Raw genomic sequence first — 24,169 nt, 5'->3', positions numbered from 1 at the left:
CCCTAGTCAGTGATCGGAGAACGCATGCACACGGCACCCGGCGTCATCGTGGAGATGGCCTGGCAACCACAGAAGGCCGATTACCGGGCTGCCATGCGTGCTGCCCTGGTCACGCCCGCACGCAAAGTTCTCTGGGTCGTCGTCGTCTGCCTCCTGGGCCTGTGCCTGTGCGTCATGATCCTGCTGGGGCTGGTCACCGGCCGGTTCGATATGCCGTTCGGAACCCTCGCGATGGTGGTCCTGGGGGTGGGGCTCCCCCCGGTGCTGCCCGCTCTGTTCCTGGAAGCGGCCTGGCGGACCAACCCCACCGTCCGCGCTCCTGCGCATGCTCGGATCGACCCCGCCGCGGGCATCAGCTTCACCCAGGGCGGCAGCTCCGTCACGCACAGTTGGGCGGCGATCGGGCCGATCCGAGAAACGGATGAACACTTCCTCATCGGACTCGCCGCCGCCAAGGCGATCGTCATCCCGCTGCCGAAACGGAGCCTGACCGACCCGGCGCAGGTGCAGTACCTGCGCTACCTGTTCCAGAACTTCCTCGTACGTGCGTAGCCGCCACACGCACGGCTGAGACGGAGCGGTGCGGTGCCCGCCGGGTCCCGTTCGAACGCGGCCTGCCCAGATAGGTCCGATCTCGACCCATAACCTTCGATGGACCAAGTCGTTTACCTGATGGTGAGTGGGTCGGACGTGGCGCCAGGCGATCCGCACCAGCAACGCGCAGCCGCGGCACCGTGGGGTCCCCGGAGGCTGAGCCCCCCGGAGCAGATATGACGAGTGGATCCGGTCCGCGCTTTCCGCGGACACACTCCACCCGTCCACTCGTGGGGCGGGCGGGACTCGAACCCGCGACCGAGGGATTATGAGTCCCCTGCTCTAACCCACTGAGCTACCGCCCCGTACCGGCGGCGATCCTATCCCGCGGCGTCCAGCGCAAGCTAGCGATCTCCCTCACGCAACGATGCGCCGCTCAGGAACGCCGTGCTGCTCCTGCCATGGCGCCGAGGGAGAAGAGGACTGCGCCGGCGGTGCGCCAGCCGCCGGCGAGGGCGCCTTGGATGGAGGGGCTGTCGCGGTGGTCGCCGGCGACGAAGAGGCCGTCGCCGAGGGATACCGGTTTGCGGAGGCGGCCTTGGGGGGCGGGTGCCGCGGGGAGGGCGTGGGGGATCGGGATCACGCTGATCAGGTCCCAGTCGTCGGTGGGTACGCCGTAGAGCCGCGCCAGTTCGACTCGGAGCACCGTTTCGGATGCGCCGGAGGGGGCGGCGACGCCGACCGTGGAGGCGGCGATCAGGGATTTTCCGGCGGGGGCGTACTCGGGGGCAGCGTTGGAGAGGACGACGGTGTTGGCGACGATCTCGCGGCGGTCGCCGTCGAGGATCAGGGTGGGTTCGTCGATGGGTGCGTGGGGGGCGCCGAAGTAGTAGGTGGTGAGGCCGCGCATGTCGGGGCGGGGCAGGGCGGGGAGCAGCGCGGAGGCGGTGACCGGGTCGGTGGCGACGATCACGGCGCGGCAGCGGACTTCGCCGCCGTCGGTGACTACTCGGCCAGGGGCTACGGCGAGGGCGCGGGCGTTGACTAACAGCTGTGGGTACGGCAGTGGTCCGGCGATGGCCGCGGGCAGCATGGCCATGCCGTTGGCGGGGACACCGATTCTTCCGCGGGCGAAGGAGCGCAGGACCATGGCGAATACGTGGCTTGACGTGTCCAGGGCGCGGTCGGCGAAGACTCCGGACAGGAAGGGGCGCAGGACTTCTTCGATGATGCGGTGGGACAGTCCGGCTTTGCGCAGGGCTTCCTGGGTGCTCATTTCGGGGGCTTCGAGCAGTCGTTCGGGGGCGTAGGTGGCGCAGCGGGTGGCGAGGGCCGCGAATTTGAGGCGGTCGGAGAGGGAGCCGACGCCGCTGCTCAGGGTTTGACCGGCGGCTGCCGGGTCGCGCAGGGGGTTTTCGAGGCGGTGCAGCTGGCCGGCGCGGCGGACGAGGACGCCGGGCGTGAAGTAGCGCATGTCCAGGGCGTCGAGGTCGGCGAGGGCGGGGACCCGGGGGTAGGCGGTGTTGAGCACCTGGAAGCCGCGGTCGAGCCGCCAGCCGTCGATGACGTCGGTGGCTACTCGGCCGCCGATGCGGTCGGAGCCTTCGACGAGTAGCCATTCGACGCCGGCCCGGTCTAACCGTCGGGCAGCGGCGAGCCCGGCGAGACCGCCGCCAACGATGACGACGTCCACCTCTAGCGGCTGCGACACGGGCACCTCACAGGAGGACAAACAACGCAGACCTCAGCCTAGCGGTGGACACCGTGGTCGGCAGCGAAAGAAGCAAGGAGCGGTGGAGCCGGTGGCTGAGCCGTTGTCAAGATCCCAATCTTGCCCGCTGTGCCTCGACCGAGTTGATCATTACGGTTCCCACGACATGGGGCGGCCACCTACGAGCCCGGAGGAACTGATGAGCGGACCGACCATCCTCGCGAGCTGCGCGCCGGAGCAGGTGCCGGTGCGGCATCGGATCGAGGCGGGGGCGTGGGAGGACGCGATCGACCGGGCCTGGCAGGTGGCCGGGTGTTCGGGGGTGTTGTCCGCGGCGGCGGCTTGGCCGGCGGCGATGGTGCTCTATCTGCAGGGTGATCTACGGGCGGCCGGCGCGGTGCTGCGCCGGGTCCCCACGGGGGGTGCGGATCGGCCGGCGGATCGGGCGCTGGTCGCCGGGTGGTCGGCGTGCGTCCGGTGGGCGCAGGGCGACAACGCGGGGTGCCGGCACGACGCGGACCTGGCGTACGAGCTGGCACAGGCCTGCGCCGATCCGCGGGCGTTGGCTACCGCGCACACCATGCTGGCCTTGCTGGCCGCCGCGGAGGGCGACCGCCGGGGCAACGACCGGCACTATGCGCTGGCGTTGACGGCCGCTGAGCGGTCCGGGGATGCCACGTTGGTGCTGCGGATCCGTGCGAACCGGTCGTCACAGCGGCTGGAGGAAGGCGATCTGGCGGGCGCTCTCGCCGAGCTGGACGAGGCGTTGCCGACCGAGGGCGCACACCCGGCGATGGTGGGACTGGCCCAGCACAACCGGGCAAGTGCGCTGCTGCGGGCCGGGCGGCTGGGTGCGGCTCGCGAGCAGTTCCACACGGCCCGGACCACGCTGCAGCGAATCGGCAGCAGCATCGTCGCCTATCCGCTGACCGGGCTGGGGGAATGTCACGAGGTACGGGGGGCGCTGCCGCAGGCGCGCGCCGCGTACGAGGAGGCGGCGCTGGTCGCCCGGGCCTCGGGATTACCGCATTCGCTGGTGCCGGCGTTGTGCGGGCTCGCCCGGGTGCTCGCGGCGACCGGCGAGCCGGTGGCGGCCGGGCAGGCGGCGGCACGGGCGGTCGCCGAGTCGACAGCACTGACCGAGGCGTCCGCGAACGCCGCGGTGGGTTGGGCCGTCTGTGCCACCGATCCGGCTGTCGCGCGGGAGCACGCGGACAAGGCGATCGCGCTGGGCCGGGCGGGGCGTGATCCGGCCGGGCTGGCCGACGGCCTGGAGCTCGCCGCCATGTCACGGTGGGCACTGGCCGAGCGGCAGCGGACCGACGAACCGGATCGGCTGCTGGCGGACGCGGAGCGGGTGTGGGGCGACATCGGCGATCCGCTGGGCAGCGCCCGGATCGCGTACGCCCGGGCACGGCTCGGCACCGGAGCGGCGGCGACGGCGGCGCGGGTCGTCGCCGAGTACCGGCTGCGCGCACTGGAGATCGACCCGGCTGCGGGGACCCGGTCGCTGGCGCATGGCCCGCGGGTCTCCGACAATGCGGTGAGCGTACGGATGCTGGGGTCCTTTGCGGTCCTGCACCGCGGCGAGGTGTTGCCGGCAACGGCCTGGCAGAGCCGCAAAGCGCGGGATGTGTTGAAGCTGCTGATCGCCCGGCGTGGCCGCCCGATGACCCGGGACGCGATCGGCGCGGCCCTGTGGCCGGGCGAGAGCAAGGTCGGCAACCGGTTGTCCATCGCGCTGTCCATTCTGCGTACGGTGCTGGACCCGGACCGGAAGTTTCCGCCGGACCGATTTCTCGTGGCAGGGGCGGCGGGGGTTGCCTACCGACCGGATGCCCTGCCGGTGGACGTGGACGTGTTCCTGCAGATCGCGGCCGCCGGGATCGCCGCGCAACGGGCCGGCCGGGCCGGGGAGGCGCGGATGCTGTTGGCGGCGGCGGATGCGGCCTACACCGGGGATGTGCTGGACGACGAGCCGGACCTGGAAGCGGTGCTGCCGCTGCGCGATGAGGCGCACACCATGTTCCTGGCGACGTTGCGGGCGTTGGGCGCCGCCGGTGAGCAGGCGGAGGATGTGGACGGCGCGGTGGGCGCGTGGTCCCGGCTGTTGCGGCATGATCCCTACGACGAGGACAGTGCGCTGCGGTTGATCGCGGTGTTGCAGGCCGCCGGCCGGCACGGGGAGGCCACCCGGCAGCACCAGACGTACGTGCGGCGGATGCGGGAGCTGGATCTGCCGGCGGCGCCTATGCCACGCCCGCCGGGCGGGACCGGGCAGCTGCCGCGTACCCGATGAAGCCGTCGGCGATCTGCCGCAGTGTCCGGACCCGGCCGGGGCCGTCGCGTTCGATCGGGGCGACCATCACCTCGTCGGCGCCGGTGGTCTCGGCCAGCGCGCTCAGCCGGTCCGCCACGGTCTGCGGGCCTCCGACGATCAGCGATCCGACACCGCCGGGGTCGGTGCCGCGGCGCCGGTTGCCGTAGCCGGCGATGACCTGACCAGCCAGCCGCTCGGCGGCGCGGTCGCTCTCCGCGCAGAGCACGGCCACCGAGATGATGGCGTACGCCTGCGGCGACGACCCGATGCCCCGGAATTTTGAGCGGTACCGCGCCAGCACCGGCTCGGGCCGGGTGGCGCCGAGGTGGTGGGCGAAGGCGAACGGCAGGCCCCGCGCGGCGGCCAGCTCGGCCCCGCGCACGCTGCTGCCCAGCACGAACACCGGCACCGGCCGCACCCGGGGTGCCACCTCGACCGTGCGGAACGGATGGTCCGCCGGAAGGTCTGCGCGAACGAATCCGATCAGTTCGTCGAGCCGTGCCGGGTGCGCGGCCGGAACCCGGTCAGCCGAACCCAGTGCCTCCCGGACCGCCGCCGACGTGCTGGACACGCCGGCGGCCGCGCCGACGCCGAGGTCGATCCGGCCCGGGTGCAGCGCCTCCAGGGTGGCGAACTGTTCGGCGACCACCAGCGGGGGGTGGTTGACGAGCATGACCCCGCCGGCCCCGACCCGGATCGTTGCGGTCCGGGCGGCGAGTGCGGCGATCAGTACGGCGGGTGCGCTGCTGGCGATGGTCGGCTCCGCGTGATGCTCGGTGACCCAGATCCGGTGGTAGCCGGCGAACTCGGCCGCCCGAGCCACCACTATGGACTGTTGTAGAGCGTCGTAGGCAAGCTGCCCTTGCGGGGCCGCCGTGGACTCCAGAACCGACAACCGCATCACGGGCTTCCCTTCACTACCAATGCTTCTCGCTGCCCACGCTAGGTCGCCGGTATTTCGGTGGGCTTTCGGCGGGAACCGACAGCGGACCCACAGATCACCGGAAGGCCGCTTCCTAGCGTCGATGGCAGCACGTGACCAACCACGTGAGCACCGCACAGATGAAGGAGCACTCGCATGTCCAAGGTTCTGAAGCTGCAGGAGCTCGACACCGATTCCGGCATCCCGGAGCTGGAGTCGTGGAGCGTCTCGTCCTGCGACACCGGCAGCTGCAACGGCTGACGTCTCGGATGAGCTGTGACAGGCCCCGGCGATCCCATGCCGGGGCCTGTCACTGTCGACGACGCGTACGAGGAGAGGCCGCCATGCAATCGTGGGAGTCACTGCAACCGTTCACCTGGGCCCACCACCGGTGGTTCGAGCCGCTGGGGCGGTACCGGCCCGGCCCCGAACATCTCGCCGAGTTCCGGTCCGCCATGCCGCCGGGCTGGACTCTGCGCCGCCGCGGCCTCTGGTTCATCGCCGATCGCGCCGGCGTCGAGCTGCCTGGTCAGGGCTGGAAGCTGCACGTTTCCACGACCAGCGAGCACAGTGTGCGGGTGCTGCGCGCGGCGTTGCCGATCCTGCGGGACACAGGCACGCTGTTCAAGTTCCTGCTCGATCCCACCGCGGTCGACTACACGAACGGCAAGCTCGGTGCGCGCACGGCGAGCGGCAAGTTTCTCACCGTCTATCCCGACACCGACGATTCCTTCCGTACGGTCGGTGCGGCCCTCGCCGAAGCCCTGGCCGAGTACGGCGGCGGCCCCTACATCCTGTCGGACCGACGGTGGCCCGGCTCGACAGCGGTGTACTACCGCTACGGCGGCTTCACCGGCGTCTCGCGGCTACGGCCCGATGGCACGCGCAGCCTGATGATCCGGGAGCCGGGTGGTGCGCTGGTGCCGGATCAGCGCAAGCCGTACTGGAGTCCGCCCGCGTGGGTCGAGGACCCGTTCCCGGAAGCCGCGGAAAACACCGATGACGGGCTGCTCGGGGGCCGCTTCGAGGTGCGGAGCGCCATCACCTTCAGCAATCGCGGCGGGGTCTATCTCGGCACCGATTCCGAGACCGGTGCCGACGTGGTGCTCAAGGAGGCCCGGCCCGGCGTCGTGGTGGGCCGCCCGCCCCAGCCCGCGGACGACGTGTTGTGCAAGGAACACCACCTGATCCTCGCGTTGGCGGACACCGGCCTCGTGGTGCCGGCTGTCGCACACTTCACCGAGGGCGGCCACGCGTTCCTGGTCGAGGAGCGGCTGGATCCGCAGACGTACGGCCAGTTCTGCATCCGGCACAACCCGTTGTACAAGTTGGACTTCGCGCCGGAGTTGTGGATCCGCTACTACGGGGCGCTGCGGGACGTGTGGCGGCAACTCGCCGAGGTCATCGCCGCCGCGCACGAGCGGGGCATCCTGCTCGGCGACCTGTCACACACCAACGTGATGGTCAATCCCGGCACCGAACGGATCCGGCTCATCGACCTCGAGGCGGCGGTCCGCGAGGACGTCGACGCACACCTCGGGGTGCACACGTCGGGCCTGTCGAGCCCGCGGCAGGTCGCCACCGGACGAGCCGACCGGGCGGGCGACTGGCACGCGTTCGGCGGCCTCATGCTGGGTGGGATCAAGCTGGCGACCAGCACCATCGGATTGCATCGGCCGGCGCTGGACCGCTATCTGCGTACGCTGACCGCGGACCTGGCCCTGCCCGCGGATCTCGGGCGGCTGATCGCCGACCTGATGGACCCGGACGCCAGCCCGGTAGCCGCGGACGTGGTGCGGCGCCTCGACGCGCTGTCCTTCGACGACCACCTGCCCTGGCGCGAACCGGTGCCGCTGGCCCGGCCGGCGACGGCTGCCGATGGCCCGGACGATGACGAGCTGGCCGCCGCGGTGACGGAGGCGGTGCGCTACCTCACCGGCACCGCCGATCCGGACCGCACCGACCGGCTCTTTCCCGCGCACCCGATGGTGTACGAGTCGAATCCGCTGGGCGTGGCCTGGGGCGCGTACGGCGTCCTGCACGGCCTGTGGCACCTCACCGGCGCGGTGCCGGAACGCCTGCTGGCGTGGGCGCTGCAGCGGGAAGCGGGTCCGGCGGCGTGCCCGCCCGGCCTCTACAACGGGCAGGCCGGAATCGCCTGGGTGCTCGACGAACTGGGCCACAGTGCCACCGCCGCCGCGCTGATGGACCAGGCCCGGAGCCATCCCCTGCGGTTCACCACCCACGACGTGCTGCACGGCACGGCCGGGTACGGCATGGCGTGCCTGCGGCTGGCCGAGCGGCTCGGCGACGACCGGCTGATGGCCGACGCCCGTGCCGCCGGCGCGGCGCTGGAAGCCGCCTGCATCCGCGACGGATCCACAGTGCACTGGCCGGATCAGGAAGGCCGGACTCGGGTCGGGTACGCGTACGGCGGCGCGGGCATCGCGCTGTTCCTGCTCTATCTGCACCTCGCTACCGGTGCGGAGAAGTGGTACGACCTCGGTCGCGCGGCGTTGGCCCATGACCTGCGCCAGGGTGTCCTGCACGACGACCGGCTGTGGGTCTTCCCGCGCTACGCCGACCGGGACGACCAGGTCCTGCGCAACTACTGGGACGAGGGCACGGCGGGGGTGTCCACGACCGCTCTGCGCTATCTGGTGGCGCGGCCGGACGACGAGCTGCGCCGGGTCGTACCGCAGCTGCTCGCCGACTCGTGCCGCAAGTACGTCGTTTTCCCGCAGCTGTTCCACGGGCTTGCGGGGATGGGCACCGTGCTGCTCGACGCCGGTGAGTTGCTGGGCGAGCAACGGTGGCTGGACGAGGCGCGCCGGGCGGCGGCCGGCGTCCTGCTGGACCGGGTGGACCGGCCCGAGGGCCTGGTCTTCCCCGGCGAGCAGGCACTGCGCGAGACCACCGACCTGGCGACCGGCTCGACCGGCGTCGCGTTGTTCCTGGACCGGCTGCGGAAGGCCCGACCGGGCACCCGGACCAACACCACCTTCGTCGTCGACGAACTGTTGCCGTGAGGCTGCGGTCGGTCGCCGTGCTGCGCGGGAGCCGCGACTTCCGGCTGCTGTGGCTCGGTCAGTTCACCTCGGAGTTCGGCAGTGCCGTGGCGTTCGTGGCGACCCCGATGATCGCGATCGCGGTGACCGGCTCCCTCACCCAGGCCGGGCTGCTCGGCACGGTCAGCTACCTGACGTCCTGGCTCGGGGCGGTGCCCATGGGTCACCTCGCGGACCGCGTCGCGCCCCGGCGGCTGATGCTGGCCTGCGACGCGGTACGGCTCGTCGTGTCTGTCGTGCTGGCCGTGGGCGTGACCGCCGGCTACCTGTCGCTGGAGCTCCTCGCCGGGTGTGCGGTCGTGTCAGCACTGGCGATGCTCGGATTCCGGCCCGCGGCGAGCAAGCTGTTGCGTGCCCTGCTCCCCGCTGAGCAGCTGCCCACCGCCGTGGCTGCCAACCAGGTACGCGGGCAGCTCGCCGCACTGGCCGGGCCGGCCGTCGGCGGTGGACTGTTCCACCTCGGACGCAGCATCCCGCTGGTGGTGGACGCGGTCTCGTACGCGGTCTCGTTGTGCTGCGTGGGCAGCCTGCGACCCGCCGCCGTGGCACCGCCGCCGGACACCGGGCCGCGGTCCGGGTTCGGGTACGGGTTCCGCCTGGTGTGGGAGATGCCGTTCCTGCGGGCGCTGACCGCGTACGGAATCATCACGAACTTCGCGGTCTCGATGGTGCTGTTCGCCCTCATCCTCGGGCCGGGCGCCGCGTCGGGCGGGGCGGCCATCGGCACCGCGCTGAGCGTCGGCGCGATCGCCGCGATGGTGGGTTCGATGGTGGCGCCGCGGCTGCACCGCGCGCTCGGACTGCCCGCGCTGCTGCTGGTCGTCGTCGGTGTCCGGCTGGTGACCACCCTCGGTGCCGCGCTGCTCGGCGGGCCGGTGGCCGCGATCGTCGCGCTGGCCGCGGTCCTGCTCCTGCAGCCGGTTGCCGGGGCCGCGACCGAGACGGCCCGGATGCTCATCGTCCCGGCCGACGTCTACGGGCGGATGTCCGGCACGACGTCGTTCCTCACCTCGGCACTGCCGCCGATCGCGCCGCTGCTGGCCGGAGCCGTCCTCGACACAGCCGGTGCGGGCTGGGCGTTCGGCATCGTGGCGGCATTGTTCGCGGCGGCGGGACTGGTGGTGGCGGTATCGGCGGCGGCACTGACGATCGGGACGGCTCCCGTGCCGGCGGCTCATCCCCAGTAGAGTCACCGCGTGCCGCCGTTTCCCCTGCTCACCGCAAGCCGCTCCGAGTGAACGCCGGGCTGCGGGCCAAGGCCCTCGGTCGGGTGGCGCCGCCGTCCGCGGTGACAGCGGGGCTGGTCGCCGTGTTGGTCGGGGTGACCAGTTCAGCAGCCATCGTGTTCGCCGCCGCGGAGGCCGCGGGTGGCACGCCCGGACAGATCGCCTCGTGGATGCTGGCGCTCGGCGTCGGCATGGGCGTGACCTGCATCGGCCTGTCGCTGCGTTATCGGGCGCCGGTGGTCACCGCCTGGTCGACGCCCGGGGCCGCGCTGATGGTGACCGGCCTGGACGGGGCCACCATGGGGCAGGCGATCGGCGCCTTCGGAGTGTCGGCGTTGCTGATCACCCTCAGCGGACTGACCGGCTGGTTCGAGCGGGTGATGGACCGGGTCCCGGTGCCGCTGGCCGCCGGGCTGCTCGCGGGAGTGCTCGTCCAGTTCGGGACCGGGCTGTTCGGCGCGCTCGACGACGACCTGGTCGTGGTGCTGCCTATGTTCCTCGCCTACCTGGCGAGCCGACGCTGGCTTCCCCGCTACGCGGTGCTCGTCGCGCTCGCCGTGGGTGTGGCGGCGGCCGCCCTCGACGGTTCGCTGCGGCCGGACGCCGTACGCCTGGCCGTGGCTGCGCCGGTCCTCACCGTGCCGCAGTTCGACTGGCAGGTCATCGTCAGTGTCGGTCTGCCGTTGTTCGTCGTCACGATGGCCTCCCAGAACCTGCCGGGTGTCGCGGTCCTGCGCAACGCCGGCTACCAGGTTCCGGTCTCTCCGCTGATCGGCTGGACCGGCGGCGTCAACCTGGTCCTGGCGCCGTTCGGCTGCTTCGGCCTCAACCTCGCCGCGATCACTGCGGCGATCTGCACCGGCGAGGAGGCCCACCCCGACCGCGACCGGCGTTACCTGGCAGCCGTCTGGGCTGGCTCGTTCTACCTGATCGTGGGCCTCTTCGGCGCGACGGTGGCGGCGCTGCTCACCGCGCTGCCCGCATTCCTGGTCCTGGCCGTCGCCGGATTGGGGCTGCTCGGCACGATCGGCGGCTCGCTGGCTTCGGCGCTGGGTGACGAACGCTGGCGCGAACCGGCCCTGGTGACGTTCCTGGCTACCGCGTCCGGGGTGACCTTGCTCGGCATCGGTTCGGCCTTCTGGGGACTGCTCGCCGGGGTCCTGACCGCCCTGGTCACCCGCCGCCGCTGAGCCACACTCATCGAGCGTGATCATTGCAAGATCAGCTCGGGCAGCGTATATAGACGGTCATCATGATATTCCGCGTGCGACGCCGCGCGCCGGAGTCGAAGGGGCCACCGTATGCGCCCGTTGTCCACCGCCGTACCCGTCATCGTGGCCCTGGCAGCCACGCTGGCGCCGACCAGTGCCGCCCGGGCCGCTGCGCCCACCGGCACCTACTACCTGCAAAGTGTCACGACCGGCTTCAACACTGCTGCCAGCGGCGATGCCGTCGTGCAGCACCGCCCCAAAGGCAACGAGGACCACCAGCAGTGGACCGTACGGGCCGACGGCACGGCGTACCTGCTGGAGAACGCCGACCTGCCCGGGCGCTGCCTCGCCCGCACGAGCACCGCGCCCAGCATGGCCGCCTGCACGACGGCAGACGCGCGCTGGCAGATCACCGCTGCCGGCGCCGACCAATACACGGTCAAGGACCCGAACACCGAACGGTTCCTCACCGCAGTGCCGGCCGGCGACGGCTGGGCCGACGCACTTGCCCTCGGCACCGGTGGCACTCTCGCCCGCTGGTACTTGACGCCGCTCGTGCCGCCGCGCACCCCGGCACCCGCCGACGGCGACCGCACCCTGGACCAGGTGACGTTCCTGACCACGCACAACGCGTTCGCCAACGGGGTCGACGGTGGATTCGCGCCGCCCATCTTCAACCTCTTCCCCAACCAGAACCGCGGCCTCAACCAGCAGCTCGCCGACGGCGTACGCGGCTTCATGTTCGACATCCACCAGACCCCGGACGGGGCAATCCTCTGTCACAACAGCTGCACCCTGGTGTCCCGCCCGGTCGCGTTGTGGGTCGACCTCAAACGCATCGTCGACTACCTGAACGCGCACCCCACCGAGATCGCCACGGTGTTCCTCGAGGACTACGTGTCACCGACCGTGCTGCGCGCCGAGCTGGACCGAGTGCCCGGACTCGCCGCCATGCTGCTCCGGCCGGACCTGGAAGGCGTACGGGAGCGCGGCTGGCCCCGGCTCGCCGACCTCCGGCAGCGCAACAAGCGCCTGCTGATCTTCACCGACCGGACCCGCGCCGACGACCAGGCAGGCGGGTTGACCCGGGACAGCTTCGGGGTGCAGTACCAACGGGAATGGACCGTCGAGAACTTCTGGTCGATGGGCTCCGGCGCCGGCACTTCCGACTGGTCCTGCTTCAGCCGCTGGCATGGCGGCGCGAACCACGTCCCGCTGACTCAGACCCAGCCGGGCTTCCGCCCGCTGTTCGTCATGAACCACTTCCGGGACGTGCCCATGTCGCCGACGATCTCCAGCGACAACGCGAAGGTGTTGAACCGGGCCGAGCGTTTCTGCGCGCCCGCCGCCCGGAAGAAGCCGAATTTCGTGGCGGTGGACCGTTACGACCTGGGGAATCCGGCTAGTGCGGTCAGTCAGCTGAATACCTACACATACTGAGGTGGTGGCTCCCCCGATTGGACTCGAACCAATAACCTGCCGGTTAACAGCCGGCTGCTCTGCCAATTGAGCTACAGGGGATCAAACAGTCCGACCTCCCGCTTCGCGGGCTGTCGTGGTGACCGGAGAAACAATACAACACCGGAGGGCAGTGGCGCTTGCGGGGTGTCCACGACACCCCGCAGGCATCGGCGACGGGCCGCTAGCGAGGGAAAACCCGGCGGGGCGAATGACCGGGCGGCAGGATGGGTATGCACCGGATCAGACGCACACGCGTCACGGACGGAAGGAGCCGCCATGCGCGGAAAGCTCATGTTCATCACGGGTCTCGCGGCGGGCTTCGTCCTGGGCAGCCGTGCCGGCCGGGAGAAGTACGAGGAGATCGCGGCGAACGCGAAGAAGGTGTGGGAGCACCCGACGGTGCAGGAGGCCGCCGGAGTCGCCCAGGCGCAGGCCAACAAGCTCTACACCGAGGGCAAGGACAAGATCAACCAGTCCAAGCTCGGTGAGAAGCTGCACTCTGCCAGCACCACCCCGACCACCTCGGGCAGCGCCGACCTGTCGACCTCCGGTCTGAGCTCCACCAGCACGGGCACCAAGATCTGACCTACCCCGCCCGCACCGCGACGGCCCGGCCCACGTGGACGTGGGTCGGGCCGTCGCGCATCCAGCCACTTTCTCCCGCGCCGCGTCGCCGTTGGGGCCTGCACGCGATCGGCGACGACGAACGGCTTCTGCCCGCCGATGAGCAGGGCCGTGGTGAGCTTTCGACAGCCAGCTCGAAGCGCGCCACGACGCTCGGGCTCCCGCCGCGACATCGCGCGGGCTGGGATCGCGCGGCCTGGGATCGCGGTCTGGGATCGCGCGGCCTGGGATCGCGCGGGCCGGGATCGCGCGGGCCGGGATCGCGCGGGCCGGGATCGCGCGGGCCGGGATCGCGCGGGCTGGGACAGCGTCAATGGTCCGCTGGCCGTGCGGAGGAGAAGGCAGCGTCAAAGGCAGCAGCTGGTGCGTCGAAGGCCAGGTTGCGGACGAAGTGCAGGGCTTCGGGGGCGCCGATCAGTCGGTCCATGCCGGCGTCCTCCCACTCGATCGAGAGTGGGCCGGAGTAGCCGATCGAGTTGAGGGCCCGGAAGCAGTCTTCCCAGGGCACGTCGCCGTGGCCGGTGGAGACGAAGTCCCAGCCGCGGCGGGGGTCGGCCCAGGGCAGGTGGGAGGCCAGCCGACCGCGGCGGCCGTCGCCGGTGCGGACCTTCGCGTCCTTGCAGTCGACGTGATAGATGCGGTCGGCGAATTCGAGGATGAAGCCGACCGGGTCGAGGTCCTGCCAGACGAAGTGGGAGGGGTCCCAGTTGAGGCCGAAGGCGGGGCGGTGGCCGATCGCGTCCAGGGCGCGGCGGGTGGTCCAGTAGTCGTAGGCGATCTCGCTGGGATGGACCTCGTGGGCGAAGCGGACGCCGACCTCGTCGAAAACGTCCAGGATGGGGTTCCACCGGTCGGCGAAGTCCTGGTAGCCGCGGTCGATCATGGCTGGCGGGACCGGCGGGAACATGGCGACGGTGTGCCAGATGGACGAGCCGGTGAAGCCGACCACCGTGTCGACGCCGAGGGCCGCGGCAACGCGGGCGGTGTCTTTCATCCGGTCGGCGGCGCGTTCCCGGACACCCGCCGGGTTGCCGTCGCCCCAGAGCGAGGCGGGCAGGATGTCCCGGTGGCGTTCGTCGATCGGGTGGTCACAGACAGCCTGGCCGACGAGGTGGTTGGAGATCGCGAAGACCTGCAGATGATGTTTGGCGAGCTGTTCCCGCTTGCGGTCGAGGTAGTCGTCCTCAGCGAGGGCGCGGTCAACCTCGAGGTGATCGCCCCAGCAGGCGATTTCCAGGCCGTCGTAGCCCCACTGGGCGGCGAGCCGGCAGACTTCCTCGAACGGCAGATCGGCCCACTGGCCGGTGAAGAGCGTGATGGGTCGCGCCATAAGTCAGCTCCCTGTTCGTGCGGACGAAGAGGGTTCCGCGGACCGGCGTGAGGGATGACCGGCGACGGCAACCGTCCCGCGGCGGGCGATGCGGCCGCACCGGGGTTTGCGCCACCCGGTCGGCCCGCCCAGGACGGGAGGGATACCGCCCTGAACTCTAGGGGGCAGCGACCCGCTCAACAAGGGGCGCCGCGGCGAGCGCCACCGCAGCCACCCAGTCGATGTCGAGGTGTTCCGTGCCGGGCACCGCACCGGCGAGCAGCCGCCGCAGCCCGGCGTCACTGACCTCGGTGGTCGCCCTCAGCGGTGCAGGCGGGGCTGATTCCGACGGTACGCGGCACAGCACCCGCCACGGCCCCGGCGGGGACACGCGCAACGCCTCGGTCACGTCCCCGGCGTAGCCGCCATCCGGGGTGGTCACCGGGCACGGCCCCCGGTCGGCCAGGTAGCGGCGCAGCGTTTCGGCGCCGGCCACCGGATCGGCCAGTTCCAGCGCCGCCGCCGCTTCCAGGCGGATCACCGCGACGCCGGCGCCGGTGAGCCGGTCGAGGTAGGTGGTGGGGTGTTCCCAGGTGCACGCCACGTGGGCGAGGTCCAGGCAGACACCGAGGCGGTCCTTGTCGAGCCGGGCGAACGCGGCGGCGACCGAGGCGGAGCCGTCGAGCACCGCGCCGGGTGCGGGGCGGAAGCCCACTCGGACCGCGCGGCCGGTGTGCCAGGCGACCTCGGCGAGGCCGCCGGAGAGCCGGCCCAGGATGCGGGAGCAAGCCTTTTCGCTGGCCTCGTCCCAGGCTCCGCGGCGGCCCAGGCCGACGGTGGTGACGGCGCCGCGTACCGCGTCGTCGGGCAGCAGGTCGACGAGGATCCGGGCCAAGTCGAGGGTGTATTCGAGTCGGGCCGGGTCGCTCCAGTCCGGCTGCACGGCCTCGTCCAGGGCGTACGGCTCTCCACTGAGCGTGACGACTTCGAGGCCGCGGGCGTCGATTTCGGCACGGAGCCGGGCACGGGAGCGCGCGTCGATCGCCAGGGCGGCGGCGAGGGTGGGCGGCAGCCAGAGGCTCACACCGAGCGTGTCGGCGTGCCGGGCGATCCGGTCGGCGGCGTACGAGTCGAGGTGGGAGACGACGTCCGACAGAGTGCGGGTGGGCCGGGGGCCGGTGCCGTGGCTCACGTGGACGATCCGTCCCGAGTGGTGGCGCAGACGCATCGGAATCCCTTCCCTCCTCGGCGACACAGTGCCTGCCGCATGCCGACACGATGCCCGCCTCTGACGCGGCGACTGCCGCTGAACCGACGCGGTGTTCGTCACGACACGGCAGGGGAGCTGCTGGTGGCGCGAACCGGCGGGTATCTGTCTTCTGACACGAGCCTCGGCGGCTTGTCGGATCAGCGGCGCACTCGCCGTGCGACACGGTGATCGGCTCTGCCATGATCCACAAAGGCCGGTGCGCGCGGCGCTGATTGTCGCGTTTGGCCTTCGTGAGCTGCCGGAACGTCAAACATGACGACAAGATGACAGCCGGGTAGCGAGTGCACGATCCTTGCATCAATTGCACACTCGGACAGGCCACGGACGGGGGTGGCCGGCCGGACCAGGCACCCGGCCGGATGCGGGCGCAACGGCCGGACGTCGGCAGCGCATGGCCGTGTGGCACGGGACTCTGCGGTGCCCGTACCTGAGAAATGGCGGTCCGGCAGCGACCGGGAACCCTGCGGTCGATGCCGGACCCTCCGCCCGCCGGTGGGCCCGCTCGATCCGGGCGCAACCGGATCGCCCTCGCGGGCCCACGACGGAGCTGGTCAGACCGTCGCCAGCTCGGCCTCCACGGGGACCCAGGCAGCGGAAGCCGCAGACCGTTCCACCGCATCCAAGACCAGCTGCACCTGCAGAGCGTCGGCAAAGGACGGTGTCGGGTCCTCCCCCGCGGCAATCGCCGCCACCAGGTCGCGCACCTCGTGGGTGAACGTGTGCTCGTAGCCGATGGGATGGCCGGGCGGCCACCACGCCGCGAGATACGGATGGTCCGGCTCCGTCACCAGAATCCGGGTGAACCCCTGCTCGCTTGCCGGCGTGGTCGCGTCGTAGAACTCCAGCTCGTTCATGCGCTCGAAGTCGAACGCCACCGAACCCAGCGACCCGTTCAGCTCGACCCGCAACCCGTTCTTGCGGCCGGTGGCGAACCGGGTCGCCTCATAGGTCGCGACCGCTCCCCCGGCCAGCCGGGCCAGGAACAGCGCCGCGTCGTCCACGGTGACCTCGCCCGACCCTGCACGCCCGTTGGCGGTCAGCCCGGACGACCCGGTGGGCAGCGGCCGTTCCCGGACGAACGTCTCGGTCAGCGCGCTGACGCCGGTGATGAGCTCGCCGGTGACGTACTGGGTGAGGTCGACGATGTGTGCGCCGATGTCGCCCAGGGCACCGGAACCGGCCATGTCCCGGCGCAGCCGCCACACCAGCGGAAACTCCGGGTCGACGATCCAATCCTGCAGGTAGACCGCGCGGACGTGCCGGACCACGCCGATTCGGCCCTGCGCCACCAGCTGCCGCATCAGCGCGACAGCCGGCACGCGGCGGTAATTGAAGCCGCACATCGTCCGGATGCCGTGCGCCTGTGCGGCGGTCGCGGCCCGAGCCATCTCACGGGCCTCGGCCACCGAATTCGCCAACGGCTTCTCGCAGAGCACGTGCTTGCCCGCCGCCAACGCCGCCAACGCGATCTCCGCGTGGGTGTCCCCCGGCGTGCAGATGTCCACCAGATCCACATCGTCGCGGGTCACGACCTCGCGCCAGTCGGTCGCGGACGACTCCCAGCCCAGCGTGGCCGCGGCGGTCGCGGCCCGGACCGCGTCCCGACCGCACACCACCGACATCCGCGCCGAAAGCGGCAGGTCGAACGCGTGGTTGACGGTGCGCCACGCCTGCGAATGCGCGGCTCCCATGAACGCGTGTCCGACCATGCCGACCCGCAGCTGCCCCATCGTGCTCTCCCGTCCGTGGGTGGTCAGAACCCGAGCTTCGCGTACTGTGCCGCATTCGCCTTCGTGATCGTCTCGGAGGCGAGCGTGATCTCCTTGGGCACCTGCAGCTCCACCAGGTCGGACATGCCCTTGTTCTGGCCGATGAGCCGGGCCAGCGAGATCGCCGAGGACGCCATCGACGGGCTGTAGGTGACCGTCGCCTTGAGCGGCGTGTTGTCAGCGGCGATGGCTTCGATGGCCGCCTTGGAACCGGCCCCGCCGACCAGCAGGAACTCCTTGCGGTTCGCCTGGTTGATCGCGGCGAGCACACCGATGCCCTGATCGTCGTCGTGGTTCCACAGCGCGTCCACCTTGGGCAGGGCCTGCAGCAACTCGGTGGCGGCACGCTGGCCGGTGTCCGCGGTGAACTCGGCCGGCCGCCGGTTGGCGACCTTGAAGCCGTACACCGCGAGCGCCTCGTTGAAGCCCGCCGTGCGCTCCTGCGTCAACTCGAGAGAGTCGATGCCCGGAATCTCGCCGATGATCGGGTTGGCGATCCCCTTGGCCTTCATCTGCTCGCCGATGTACGTGCCGGCGGCCAGACCCATGCCGAAGTTGTCGCCCTTGATCTGCAGCCGGTACGCACCCCGGTCCGGGAAAGCCCGGTCCAGGTTCACCACCGGAATGCCGGCCCGCATGGCTTCCAGCCCGACAGCGTTCAATTCCTTGCCGTCGTGCGGCAGCAACACGATGACGTTCGGCTTTTGCGAGATCAACGTGGACAGAGCCGCGCGCTGGGCAGCCGCATCGGTGCCCGCCGCGACGCTGCGAAACTCCACGTCCTCGTACGCTTCCGCCTGCGCTTTGGCATTGTTGGTGATCGCGGCAACCCAACCGTGGTCGGCGCCGGGCGCGGAGAATCCGATGACCACCTTCTGCCCCGGCGCGGCGTTCGGGACGCTGTCCTTGTTGGTGTTGATCTGCGTGTTCTCGGCGGGGGTGTTGCTGGTGCACGCGGCGAGCAGGGCGCCGGCGCCCAAGGCGGCGCCGCCGGTGAGGATGCGGCGCCGGGACAGGTCTCTCATCGTTTTCTCCCAGGGGTGACCGGGCGGCCGTTGCGGGTCGCCCAAAGGGGGTGCCGGGGAATCAGGCGGGCTTGCGCCCGAACAGCTGGGTGAGGGAGCGGTAGTGGAACTGCTGGACCAGCACGGCCGCGACGATGATGCCGCCCTTGACCATGTTCTGGACCTCGGTGGACAGGTTGTTGATCGCGAAGAGGTTGGTGATGGTGGAGAAGACCAGCACCCCGAACAGGGCGCCGATGATGGTGCCGCGACCGCCGCTGAGCAGCGTGCCGCCGATGATCGCCGCAGCGATCGCATCCAGCTCGTACAGGTTCGCCATCGCCGCCTGGGCACTGGTCGCCTGCGAGGTCAACATGATCGCCGCGATGCCGCAGCACAGGCCGGACAGGGCGTAGAGCAGGACAGTGTGGACCCGGACGTTGATGCCCGCCAGCCGGGCCGCCTCGACGTTGCCGCCGACCGCGACCGTGCGGCGCCCGAACGTCGTGCGGTTGAGCAGCACCCAACCCGCGGCCACCACCAGGGCCAGGATGATGACCAGCATCGGAACGCCGGCCACCTTGGTGCTGGCAATTCCGTTGATCGTGCTGTTCGTCGACACCTGCGTCTGCTTGTCAGAGATCATCGCGGCCAGACCGCGGGCGGCGACCATCATGGCGAGCGTGGCAATGAAAGGCACCAGTTTTCCGTACGAGATCAGCACGCCGTTGATCAGCCCGACGACCACCCCGACCACGATCGCGGTGAAGATCATCCCGGCGGCCCCGTAGCTCTGGGTAGCCAGCGTGGTGGACCAGACCCCGGCCACCGCCACGATGGCACCGACGGACAGGTCGATGCCGCCACCGATGATCACGAAGGTCATGCCGACGGTGACCACGCCGATCGCCGATGCCTGCTGCAGGATCGTCCACACATTGCTGGTCACCCAGGTCGCGTCGCCGTACAGCTCGGGGCGGGTGACGGCTCCGATGATCACCAGGACGACGAGGACGCCGATCAGGCCCAGATTGCGGCGGACGGGCTCCGCGGCGTCCCCGCTCCACCAGCTCCGGCGCGGCGGGGGCGGGCCGTCGTGCGCCGTCTTCGGCTCGACCGGCGGGGACTGCGCCGGCACGCCGGGCCGGGTGCCTTGATCCGTCATGCTGAGCCTCCTGTTGGCGTGCCCTCCTGGCCCTCACCGACACGGCCGTGGGTCAGTTCTGCTGAGCGAGGTTCGGTGCAGTCGGTCACGCTGAGCCTCCTGTTGGCGTGCCCTCCTGGCCCTCACCGACACGGCCGTGGGTCAGTTCTGCTGAGCGAGGTTCGGTGCAGTCGGTCACGCTGAGCCTCCTGTTGGCGTGCCCTCCTGGCCCTCACCGACACGGCCGTGGGTCAGTTCTGCTGAGCGAGGTTCGGTCATGCCGGGTCTCCCTCCATCAGAGATCCCGCCATCACGAGATCCAGAATCGCGGCTTCGTCGATCTCGGTGGCTGGGGCTTCGTGGATGAGGTGGCCTTCGCGCATGACGAGGACGCGGTCGGCGAGGCCGAGGACTTCGGGGACTTCGCTGGAGACGAGGAGGACGCCGACGCCGCCCGCGGCGAGGTCGTGGATCACCTGGTAGAGCTCAGCGCGGGCGCCGACGTCGACGCCTCGGGTCGGCTCGTCGAGCAGCAGCAGTCGGGTGCCGCCGAGCAGCCAGCGGCCGACGACGACCTTTTGCTGGTTGCCACCGGAGAGCGTGCGTACCGCGCGTTCGACGGTGCGCGGGCGTAGTTCCAGCAGGTCGGCGGTGCGGCGCGCGGCGGCGCGCTCCCGGCCGGTGCGGGTGAAGCCGGCTTGGGCGTACCCCGCGAAGGTCGACAGGGTCATATTGCGGTAGATCGGCTCGTCCAGCAGCAGGGCCTGGCTTTTCCGTTCCTCGGGGGCCATACCCATGCCGCCCCGGACCGCGGCGCCGATAGAAGCGATCCGCTTGCCGCCGAGGGTGACCGTGCCCCGATCGGCGCGCCGGGCCCCGAAGATCGTCTCCAGCAGCTCGGAGCGGCCCGAGCCGACCAGGCCGGCGATGCCGACGATCTCCCCGGCGTTGACGGTGAGCGAGGCGTCCGCAAACTCACCCTCCCGAGTCAGCCCAACGACTTCCAGCAGCGGCTTCGCGGCGGGCCTCGCGCTCTCCGGCGCCTCGCCGGCTGAGCCAGTGGGCAGCGTCTCGCCGATTGCGCCGGCGGGCAGCGTCTCGCCGACTGCGTCGGCACGCGGCGTCTCGCCGACTGCGCCGGCGGGCAGCCCCTCGCCGACTGCGCCGGCGGGCAGCCCCTCGCCGACTGCGTCGGCACGCGGCGTCTCGCCGATTGCGCCGGCACGCGGCGTCTCGCCGGATGAGCCCGTGCGTGGGGGGAAGACGTATTCGATGGTGCGGCCGGTCATGCGGCTGACCAGCTCGCGGGTGGGGGTGTCGCGGGCGGCGAGGTTCGCGGCGGTGGTGCGGCCGTCTTTGAGGACGGTGACCCGGTCGCCGATGTCGCGGATTTCCTCGAGCCGGTGCGAGATGTAGATGACGGCAATGCCGTGCGAGGTCAGCTCCCGGATGATCCGGAACAGGTTGGCGACTTCGTCGTGGGCGAGCACGGCGCTGGGCTCGTCCATGACGATCAGCTTGGCGTCGTGCGACAGGGCGCGGGCCATGCTGACGATCTGCTTGCCCGCTGCGGGCAGCGACCGGACCAGGCGGCGCGGCGGGATCTGCGCGTGACCGAGCCGGGCCAGAATTTCTCGGGTACGCGCCGCGGTGGAGCGCCGCCGCAGGAAGCCACCGCGGCTCTCTTCGTGGCCCAGGAAGGCGTTCTCGGCCACGGAAAGGTCGTCGACGAGGTCGAGCTCCTGATAGATCGTGGCAATCCCGGCGCGCATCGCGGCCTGGGGCGTTGCGGGGGCGAAGGGCTCGCCCAGCCAGTCGATGTCGCCCGCGTCGGCGTGGTGCACACCGGCGAGGATTTTGATGAGTGTGGACTTACCGGCGCCGTTCTGGCCCAGCAGGCAGTGCACCTCACCTGCCCGGACCTCCAGCTCCACGCCGTCCAGGGCGCGTACGCCGGGGAAGGTCTTGACGACGCCCCGGAGTGCGAGCAGGACCTCGGGGCTGGTCATGACGCCTGCTCGAAGGCGGTGTCACTGGCTAGGACGGCGGCACCGGTAACGCCTGCGCGGGCACCCAGTTCACTGAGGACGACGGGGAGGTTGCCGGTTGCCAAGGGCAGTGAGCGCCGATAGACCACGCTGCGGATTTCGGCGAGCAGAATGTGGCCGAGCTGCGCCAGGCCGCCGCCGATGACGATCATGGATGGGTTGGCGAAGCTGACCAGTGTCGCGAGGGTGGCGCCCAGTCGGCGGCCGCCGTCGCGGATGAGTCGGATGCAGGTCACGTCGCCTTCGGCGGCACCGTCGGCGACGTCGCGCGCGCCCAGCTCGCCCCGGCTGTCCAGCCGTTCGGCTAGCGCCGGGGATTCGCCGGTGCGGGCGGCGGTCAGGGCGTCGCGGGTCAATGCCGCGCCGCTGAACAGCGCTTCGAGGCAGCCGGTGTTGCCGCATGAGCACACCGGACCGTGCGAGTCGACCTGGATGTGGCCGATGTCGCCGGCACAGCCGTCGACGCCGCGGTAGACGCCGCCGCCGAGGTGGATGCCGCAGCCGATGCCCGTGCCGATCTTGACGAAGAGGAAGTCGTCGACCGAGTGGGCGACGCCGCCGTGCCGTTCGCCGATTGCCATGATATTGACGTCGTTGTCCACTACGGCCGGGCAGCCGTGTTCGCGGGTCAGCACTTCCCGCACCGGGTAGCGGTCCCAGCCCGGCATTATCGGCGGTGACACGGGCACGCCGTCGCGGAAGCTGACCGGCCCGGGAACGCCGATCCCCACCCCGTCCAGCCGCTCGAAGGCGCCGTCTGTCCGGGCCTTTGCCAGCAGCTCGTTGATCCGGTGCAGGATCGCCTTCGGCCCGCTGCGGATGTCCGCACTTTCCTGGTACGCGGCGACGGGTTCGAGCCGCCCGTTTGTCACCTCGACGTCGATGGAGCTGGCGCCCAGGTCGACGGCGGCGAACCGCAGCTTCGGATGCAGCTCCACCAGGGTGGACCGGCGGCCGCCGCGGGAGGCTGCCATCCCGGCCTCGGCGATGTAGCCGGCGGCAACCAGCCGTTCGACTTCGGCGAGGAGTCGGGGCCGGGTCAGGTCGAGCCGGTCACCGAGTTCGGCCCGGGAGACGGGTCCTTCGTCGCGTAACAGGCGAAGCAGGCGCAGATGGGGAGCGTCGACGACATGCACGGGCAACCTCCGGACCCTCGCGCCGCCGGACTACCGACGGTGTCACGCCCGTCACACTAGGACCCTTCCTGCGCGCACGTCCATACCTTCTCGTCGATTCCGGCAAACTTTTGTCGCGAGATGCAAAAGTGACGGCCGCGCCCCCGAGCGGAGGCACGGCCGTCGATAGTTCGCCGCGGCGTCAGGACGTACTCAAGCCCTTCTCGCTGCCCTTCTTCAGCTTGCGATCGTCGCGCAGCTGCAGGAACGGCTCGTCGTCCGGCGAGTGCCCGGCCGCGATGGCCCGACCCCGTTCCAGCTCGGCATCCAGCTCGGCCCCGAGCATGATCGCGATGTTCGAGATCCACAGCCAGACCAGGAAGGCGATGACACCACCCAGCGTTCCGTACGTCTTGTTATACGACGCGAAGTTCGCCAGATAGACCGCGAACCCGGCAGAGGCAGCCACCCACACCAGCACCGCGAAGATGCCGCCCGGGCTCACCCAGCGGAAGCCGCCGGTTTTCGCGTTCGGCGAGGCCCAGTACAGAATCGCGAACATCAGGCTGACGATCACGATCAGGACCGGCCACTTGGCGATGTTCCAGGTGGTCACCGCGGCGTCGCCGAGGCCGATCTTGTCGCCGACCACCTGGGCCAGCTCACCGGTGAACACCACGATGACCGCCGACAACACCAGCATCACGCCGATGACCGCGGTGACCCCGAGCCGGATCGGCAGGGTCTTCCAGATCGGCCGGCCCTCCGGCACGTCGTAGATCGAGTTCGAGGCGCGCATGAACGCCCCGATGTAGCCCGAGGCGGACCAGAAGGCGGCGACCAGACCGATGATCGCGGCCAGTCCGGCCGTACCCGGGTCCTGCACCTGGGTAAGCACCTGGTTGACCAGGTCCTGGATCTGCTGGTTCGGCGCGACCTGCTGCACGGTCTCCTGGACCGTCTGCTGACCGTCGTCGCTGAGCATGCCCAGGATCGACACCAGCACCAGCGCGCCCGGGAAGATCGACAGCACCCCGTAGTAGGTCAGTGCGGCCGCCCAGTCGGTGACGTTGTCCTGGGAGAACTGCTTCACGGTCCGCTTCAGCGCGGCCATGAGGCCCTTGCCCTTGAGCCCCATCGGGCTGTCCGGGCCCGCGTCCGGGCTGGGCGCCGACAGATCCGGGTCCCGATCGTCACCGGTCCGCGTCGACGCGGCAGCGTCGAGGTTCCGCTTTGCCTCGTCCGCGTCCCGCGCGCCGGCCGCGTGCGCGTGGTCCGCCTCGGGGCCGGCGGTCTTGTCATGGCCGGCCTCGCGGCCGGCGTCGTCGGCCTTACGAAGGAGTCTCATCGCCGGGTACCTCCAGGACGGCGTCACACGTTTGCTGTGACTGGAGATGCCCGCCCCGTCCCGGCTTTAACCCACTTCTCAGCAG

The 24,169-nt window shown here is 70.8% G+C and carries 17 protein-coding genes and 2 tRNA genes; 7 read left to right on the top strand and 12 right to left on the bottom strand.

Annotated elements, in window-relative coordinates:
- The first annotated feature begins 24 nt into the window (after positions 1 to 24).
- Positions 25 to 552, top strand: coding sequence for a YcxB family protein (locus tag ACIA1L_RS04490; RefSeq protein ID WP_396071110.1), 528 nt, complete (start codon positions 25 to 27; stop codon positions 550 to 552).
- 273 nt (positions 553 to 825) lie between these two features.
- On the opposite strand, the gene ACIA1L_RS04485 is transcribed toward ACIA1L_RS04490, so the two are convergent.
- A tRNA-Ile gene (locus tag ACIA1L_RS04485) sits at positions 826 to 899 on the bottom strand.
- A 71-nt stretch (positions 900 to 970) separates the two neighbouring features.
- Complete coding sequence (locus ACIA1L_RS04480; RefSeq protein ID WP_396071109.1) at positions 971 to 2,245, bottom strand: NAD(P)/FAD-dependent oxidoreductase; 1,275 nt, start codon at positions 2,243 to 2,245, stop codon at positions 971 to 973.
- A 199-nt stretch (positions 2,246 to 2,444) separates the two neighbouring features.
- Between ACIA1L_RS04480 and ACIA1L_RS04475 the strand changes: the two genes are divergently transcribed.
- Positions 2,445 to 4,544, top strand: coding sequence for a BTAD domain-containing putative transcriptional regulator (locus ACIA1L_RS04475; RefSeq protein ID WP_396071108.1), 2,100 nt, complete (start codon positions 2,445 to 2,447; stop codon positions 4,542 to 4,544).
- Here the strand turns inward: ACIA1L_RS04475 and ACIA1L_RS04470 are convergent.
- Positions 4,495 to 5,466 (bottom strand): MsnO8 family LLM class oxidoreductase, encoded by a 972-nt coding sequence (locus tag ACIA1L_RS04470; protein ID WP_396071107.1) that lies wholly within the window; start codon positions 5,464 to 5,466, stop codon positions 4,495 to 4,497. The two genes, ACIA1L_RS04475 and ACIA1L_RS04470, sit on opposite strands and share 50 nt — an antisense overlap.
- A gap of 365 nt (positions 5,467 to 5,831) precedes the next feature.
- Here ACIA1L_RS04470 and lanKC point away from each other — a divergent pair, with 365 nt between their 5' ends.
- The 4 genes from lanKC (at position 5,832) to ACIA1L_RS04450 (ending at position 12,432) form a co-directional block, all read left to right on the top strand.
- Positions 5,832 to 8,516, top strand: a complete 2,685-nt coding sequence (gene lanKC / locus ACIA1L_RS04465; protein ID WP_396071106.1) for a class III lanthionine synthetase LanKC — start codon at positions 5,832 to 5,834, stop codon at positions 8,514 to 8,516.
- Positions 8,513 to 9,742 (top strand): MFS transporter, encoded by a 1,230-nt coding sequence (locus ACIA1L_RS04460; protein WP_396071105.1) that lies wholly within the window; start codon positions 8,513 to 8,515, stop codon positions 9,740 to 9,742. The genes lanKC and ACIA1L_RS04460 overlap by 4 nt, the downstream gene beginning before the upstream one ends.
- Before the next feature lie 47 nt (positions 9,743 to 9,789).
- Complete coding sequence (locus ACIA1L_RS04455) at positions 9,790 to 10,971, top strand: benzoate/H(+) symporter BenE family transporter (protein ID WP_396071104.1); 1,182 nt, start codon at positions 9,790 to 9,792, stop codon at positions 10,969 to 10,971.
- Positions 10,972 to 11,082: 111 nt separating this feature from the next.
- Positions 11,083 to 12,432, top strand: coding sequence for a phospholipase (locus ACIA1L_RS04450; RefSeq protein WP_396071103.1), 1,350 nt, complete (start codon positions 11,083 to 11,085; stop codon positions 12,430 to 12,432).
- Positions 12,433 to 12,437: 5 nt separating this feature from the next.
- On the opposite strand, the gene ACIA1L_RS04445 is transcribed toward ACIA1L_RS04450, so the two are convergent.
- Positions 12,438 to 12,513: transfer RNA gene (locus tag ACIA1L_RS04445), tRNA-Asn, on the bottom strand.
- A 216-nt stretch (positions 12,514 to 12,729) separates the two neighbouring features.
- On the opposite strand from ACIA1L_RS04445, the gene ACIA1L_RS04440 reads away from it, so the two are divergent.
- Entirely contained in the window at positions 12,730 to 13,038 is a 309-nt protein-coding gene (locus ACIA1L_RS04440) for a hypothetical protein (protein ID WP_396071102.1), read from the top strand.
- A gap of 349 nt (positions 13,039 to 13,387) precedes the next feature.
- Here ACIA1L_RS04440 and ACIA1L_RS04435 read toward each other — a convergent pair whose 3' ends face one another.
- From ACIA1L_RS04435 to ACIA1L_RS04400, 8 genes are all read right to left on the bottom strand, one after another.
- Positions 13,388 to 14,407 (bottom strand): sugar phosphate isomerase/epimerase family protein, encoded by a 1,020-nt coding sequence (locus ACIA1L_RS04435; protein ID WP_396071101.1) that lies wholly within the window; start codon positions 14,405 to 14,407, stop codon positions 13,388 to 13,390.
- Between the two features lie 157 nt (positions 14,408 to 14,564).
- Positions 14,565 to 15,614: a xylose isomerase gene (locus ACIA1L_RS04430; protein ID WP_396071100.1), complete on the bottom strand. Its 1,050-nt coding sequence runs from the start codon at positions 15,612 to 15,614 to the stop codon at positions 14,565 to 14,567.
- A gap of 593 nt (positions 15,615 to 16,207) precedes the next feature.
- A complete protein-coding gene (locus tag ACIA1L_RS04425) occupies positions 16,208 to 17,386 on the bottom strand; it encodes a Gfo/Idh/MocA family protein (RefSeq protein WP_396071099.1) in 1,179 nt (392 codons plus the stop codon).
- Between the two features lie 23 nt (positions 17,387 to 17,409).
- Positions 17,410 to 18,450 (bottom strand): substrate-binding domain-containing protein, encoded by a 1,041-nt coding sequence (locus tag ACIA1L_RS04420; protein WP_396071098.1) that lies wholly within the window; start codon positions 18,448 to 18,450, stop codon positions 17,410 to 17,412.
- 61 nt (positions 18,451 to 18,511) lie between these two features.
- Entirely contained in the window at positions 18,512 to 19,594 is a 1,083-nt protein-coding gene (locus ACIA1L_RS04415; protein WP_396071097.1) for an ABC transporter permease, read from the bottom strand.
- A gap of 254 nt (positions 19,595 to 19,848) precedes the next feature.
- On the bottom strand, positions 19,849 to 21,582 hold the full coding sequence (locus ACIA1L_RS04410) for an ATP-binding cassette domain-containing protein (RefSeq protein ID WP_396071096.1): 1,734 nt from the start codon (positions 21,580 to 21,582) through the stop codon (positions 19,849 to 19,851).
- Entirely contained in the window at positions 21,579 to 22,757 is a 1,179-nt protein-coding gene (locus ACIA1L_RS04405; RefSeq protein ID WP_396071095.1) for an ROK family protein, read from the bottom strand. Before ACIA1L_RS04405 ends, ACIA1L_RS04410 begins: the two co-directional genes overlap by 4 nt.
- A gap of 181 nt (positions 22,758 to 22,938) precedes the next feature.
- Entirely contained in the window at positions 22,939 to 24,084 is a 1,146-nt protein-coding gene (locus ACIA1L_RS04400) for a YihY/virulence factor BrkB family protein (protein WP_396071094.1), read from the bottom strand.
- Positions 24,085 to 24,169 lie beyond the last annotated feature (85 nt).

The sequence above is a fragment of the Actinoplanes sp. NPDC051859 genome (genome assembly GCF_044452725.1).
In the GTDB taxonomy this organism is placed as follows: Bacteria; Actinomycetota; Actinomycetes; order Mycobacteriales; family Micromonosporaceae; genus Actinoplanes.
The sequence above is the reverse complement of the archived record's forward strand: the minus strand, read 5'-3'. Positions and strand labels throughout refer to the sequence as shown.

Excerpts from the sequence above, each read along its gene's own strand:
- ACIA1L_RS04415 (WP_396071097.1), bottom strand. The coding sequence starts at position 19,594 with ATGACGGATCAAGGCACCCGGCCCGGCGTGCCGGCGCAGTCCCCGCCG.
- ACIA1L_RS04440 (WP_396071102.1), top strand. The coding sequence starts at position 12,730 with ATGCGCGGAAAGCTCATGTTCATCACGGGTCTCGCGGCGGGCTTCGTC.
- ACIA1L_RS04400 (WP_396071094.1), bottom strand. The coding sequence starts at position 24,084 with ATGAGACTCCTTCGTAAGGCCGACGACGCCGGCCGCGAGGCCGGCCAT.
- ACIA1L_RS04420 (WP_396071098.1), bottom strand. The coding sequence starts at position 18,450 with ATGAGAGACCTGTCCCGGCGCCGCATCCTCACCGGCGGCGCCGCCTTG.
- lanKC (WP_396071106.1), top strand. The coding sequence starts at position 5,832 with ATGCAATCGTGGGAGTCACTGCAACCGTTCACCTGGGCCCACCACCGG.
- ACIA1L_RS04430 (WP_396071100.1), bottom strand. The coding sequence starts at position 15,614 with ATGCGTCTGCGCCACCACTCGGGACGGATCGTCCACGTGAGCCACGGC.
- ACIA1L_RS04435 (WP_396071101.1), bottom strand. The coding sequence starts at position 14,407 with ATGGCGCGACCCATCACGCTCTTCACCGGCCAGTGGGCCGATCTGCCG.
- ACIA1L_RS04410 (WP_396071096.1), bottom strand. The coding sequence starts at position 21,582 with ATGACCAGCCCCGAGGTCCTGCTCGCACTCCGGGGCGTCGTCAAGACC.
- ACIA1L_RS04470 (WP_396071107.1), bottom strand. The coding sequence starts at position 5,466 with ATGCGGTTGTCGGTTCTGGAGTCCACGGCGGCCCCGCAAGGGCAGCTT.
- ACIA1L_RS04490 (WP_396071110.1), top strand. The coding sequence starts at position 25 with ATGCACACGGCACCCGGCGTCATCGTGGAGATGGCCTGGCAACCACAG.
- ACIA1L_RS04425 (WP_396071099.1), bottom strand. The coding sequence starts at position 17,386 with ATGGGGCAGCTGCGGGTCGGCATGGTCGGACACGCGTTCATGGGAGCC.
- ACIA1L_RS04475 (WP_396071108.1), top strand. The coding sequence starts at position 2,445 with ATGAGCGGACCGACCATCCTCGCGAGCTGCGCGCCGGAGCAGGTGCCG.
- ACIA1L_RS04450 (WP_396071103.1), top strand. The coding sequence starts at position 11,083 with ATGCGCCCGTTGTCCACCGCCGTACCCGTCATCGTGGCCCTGGCAGCC.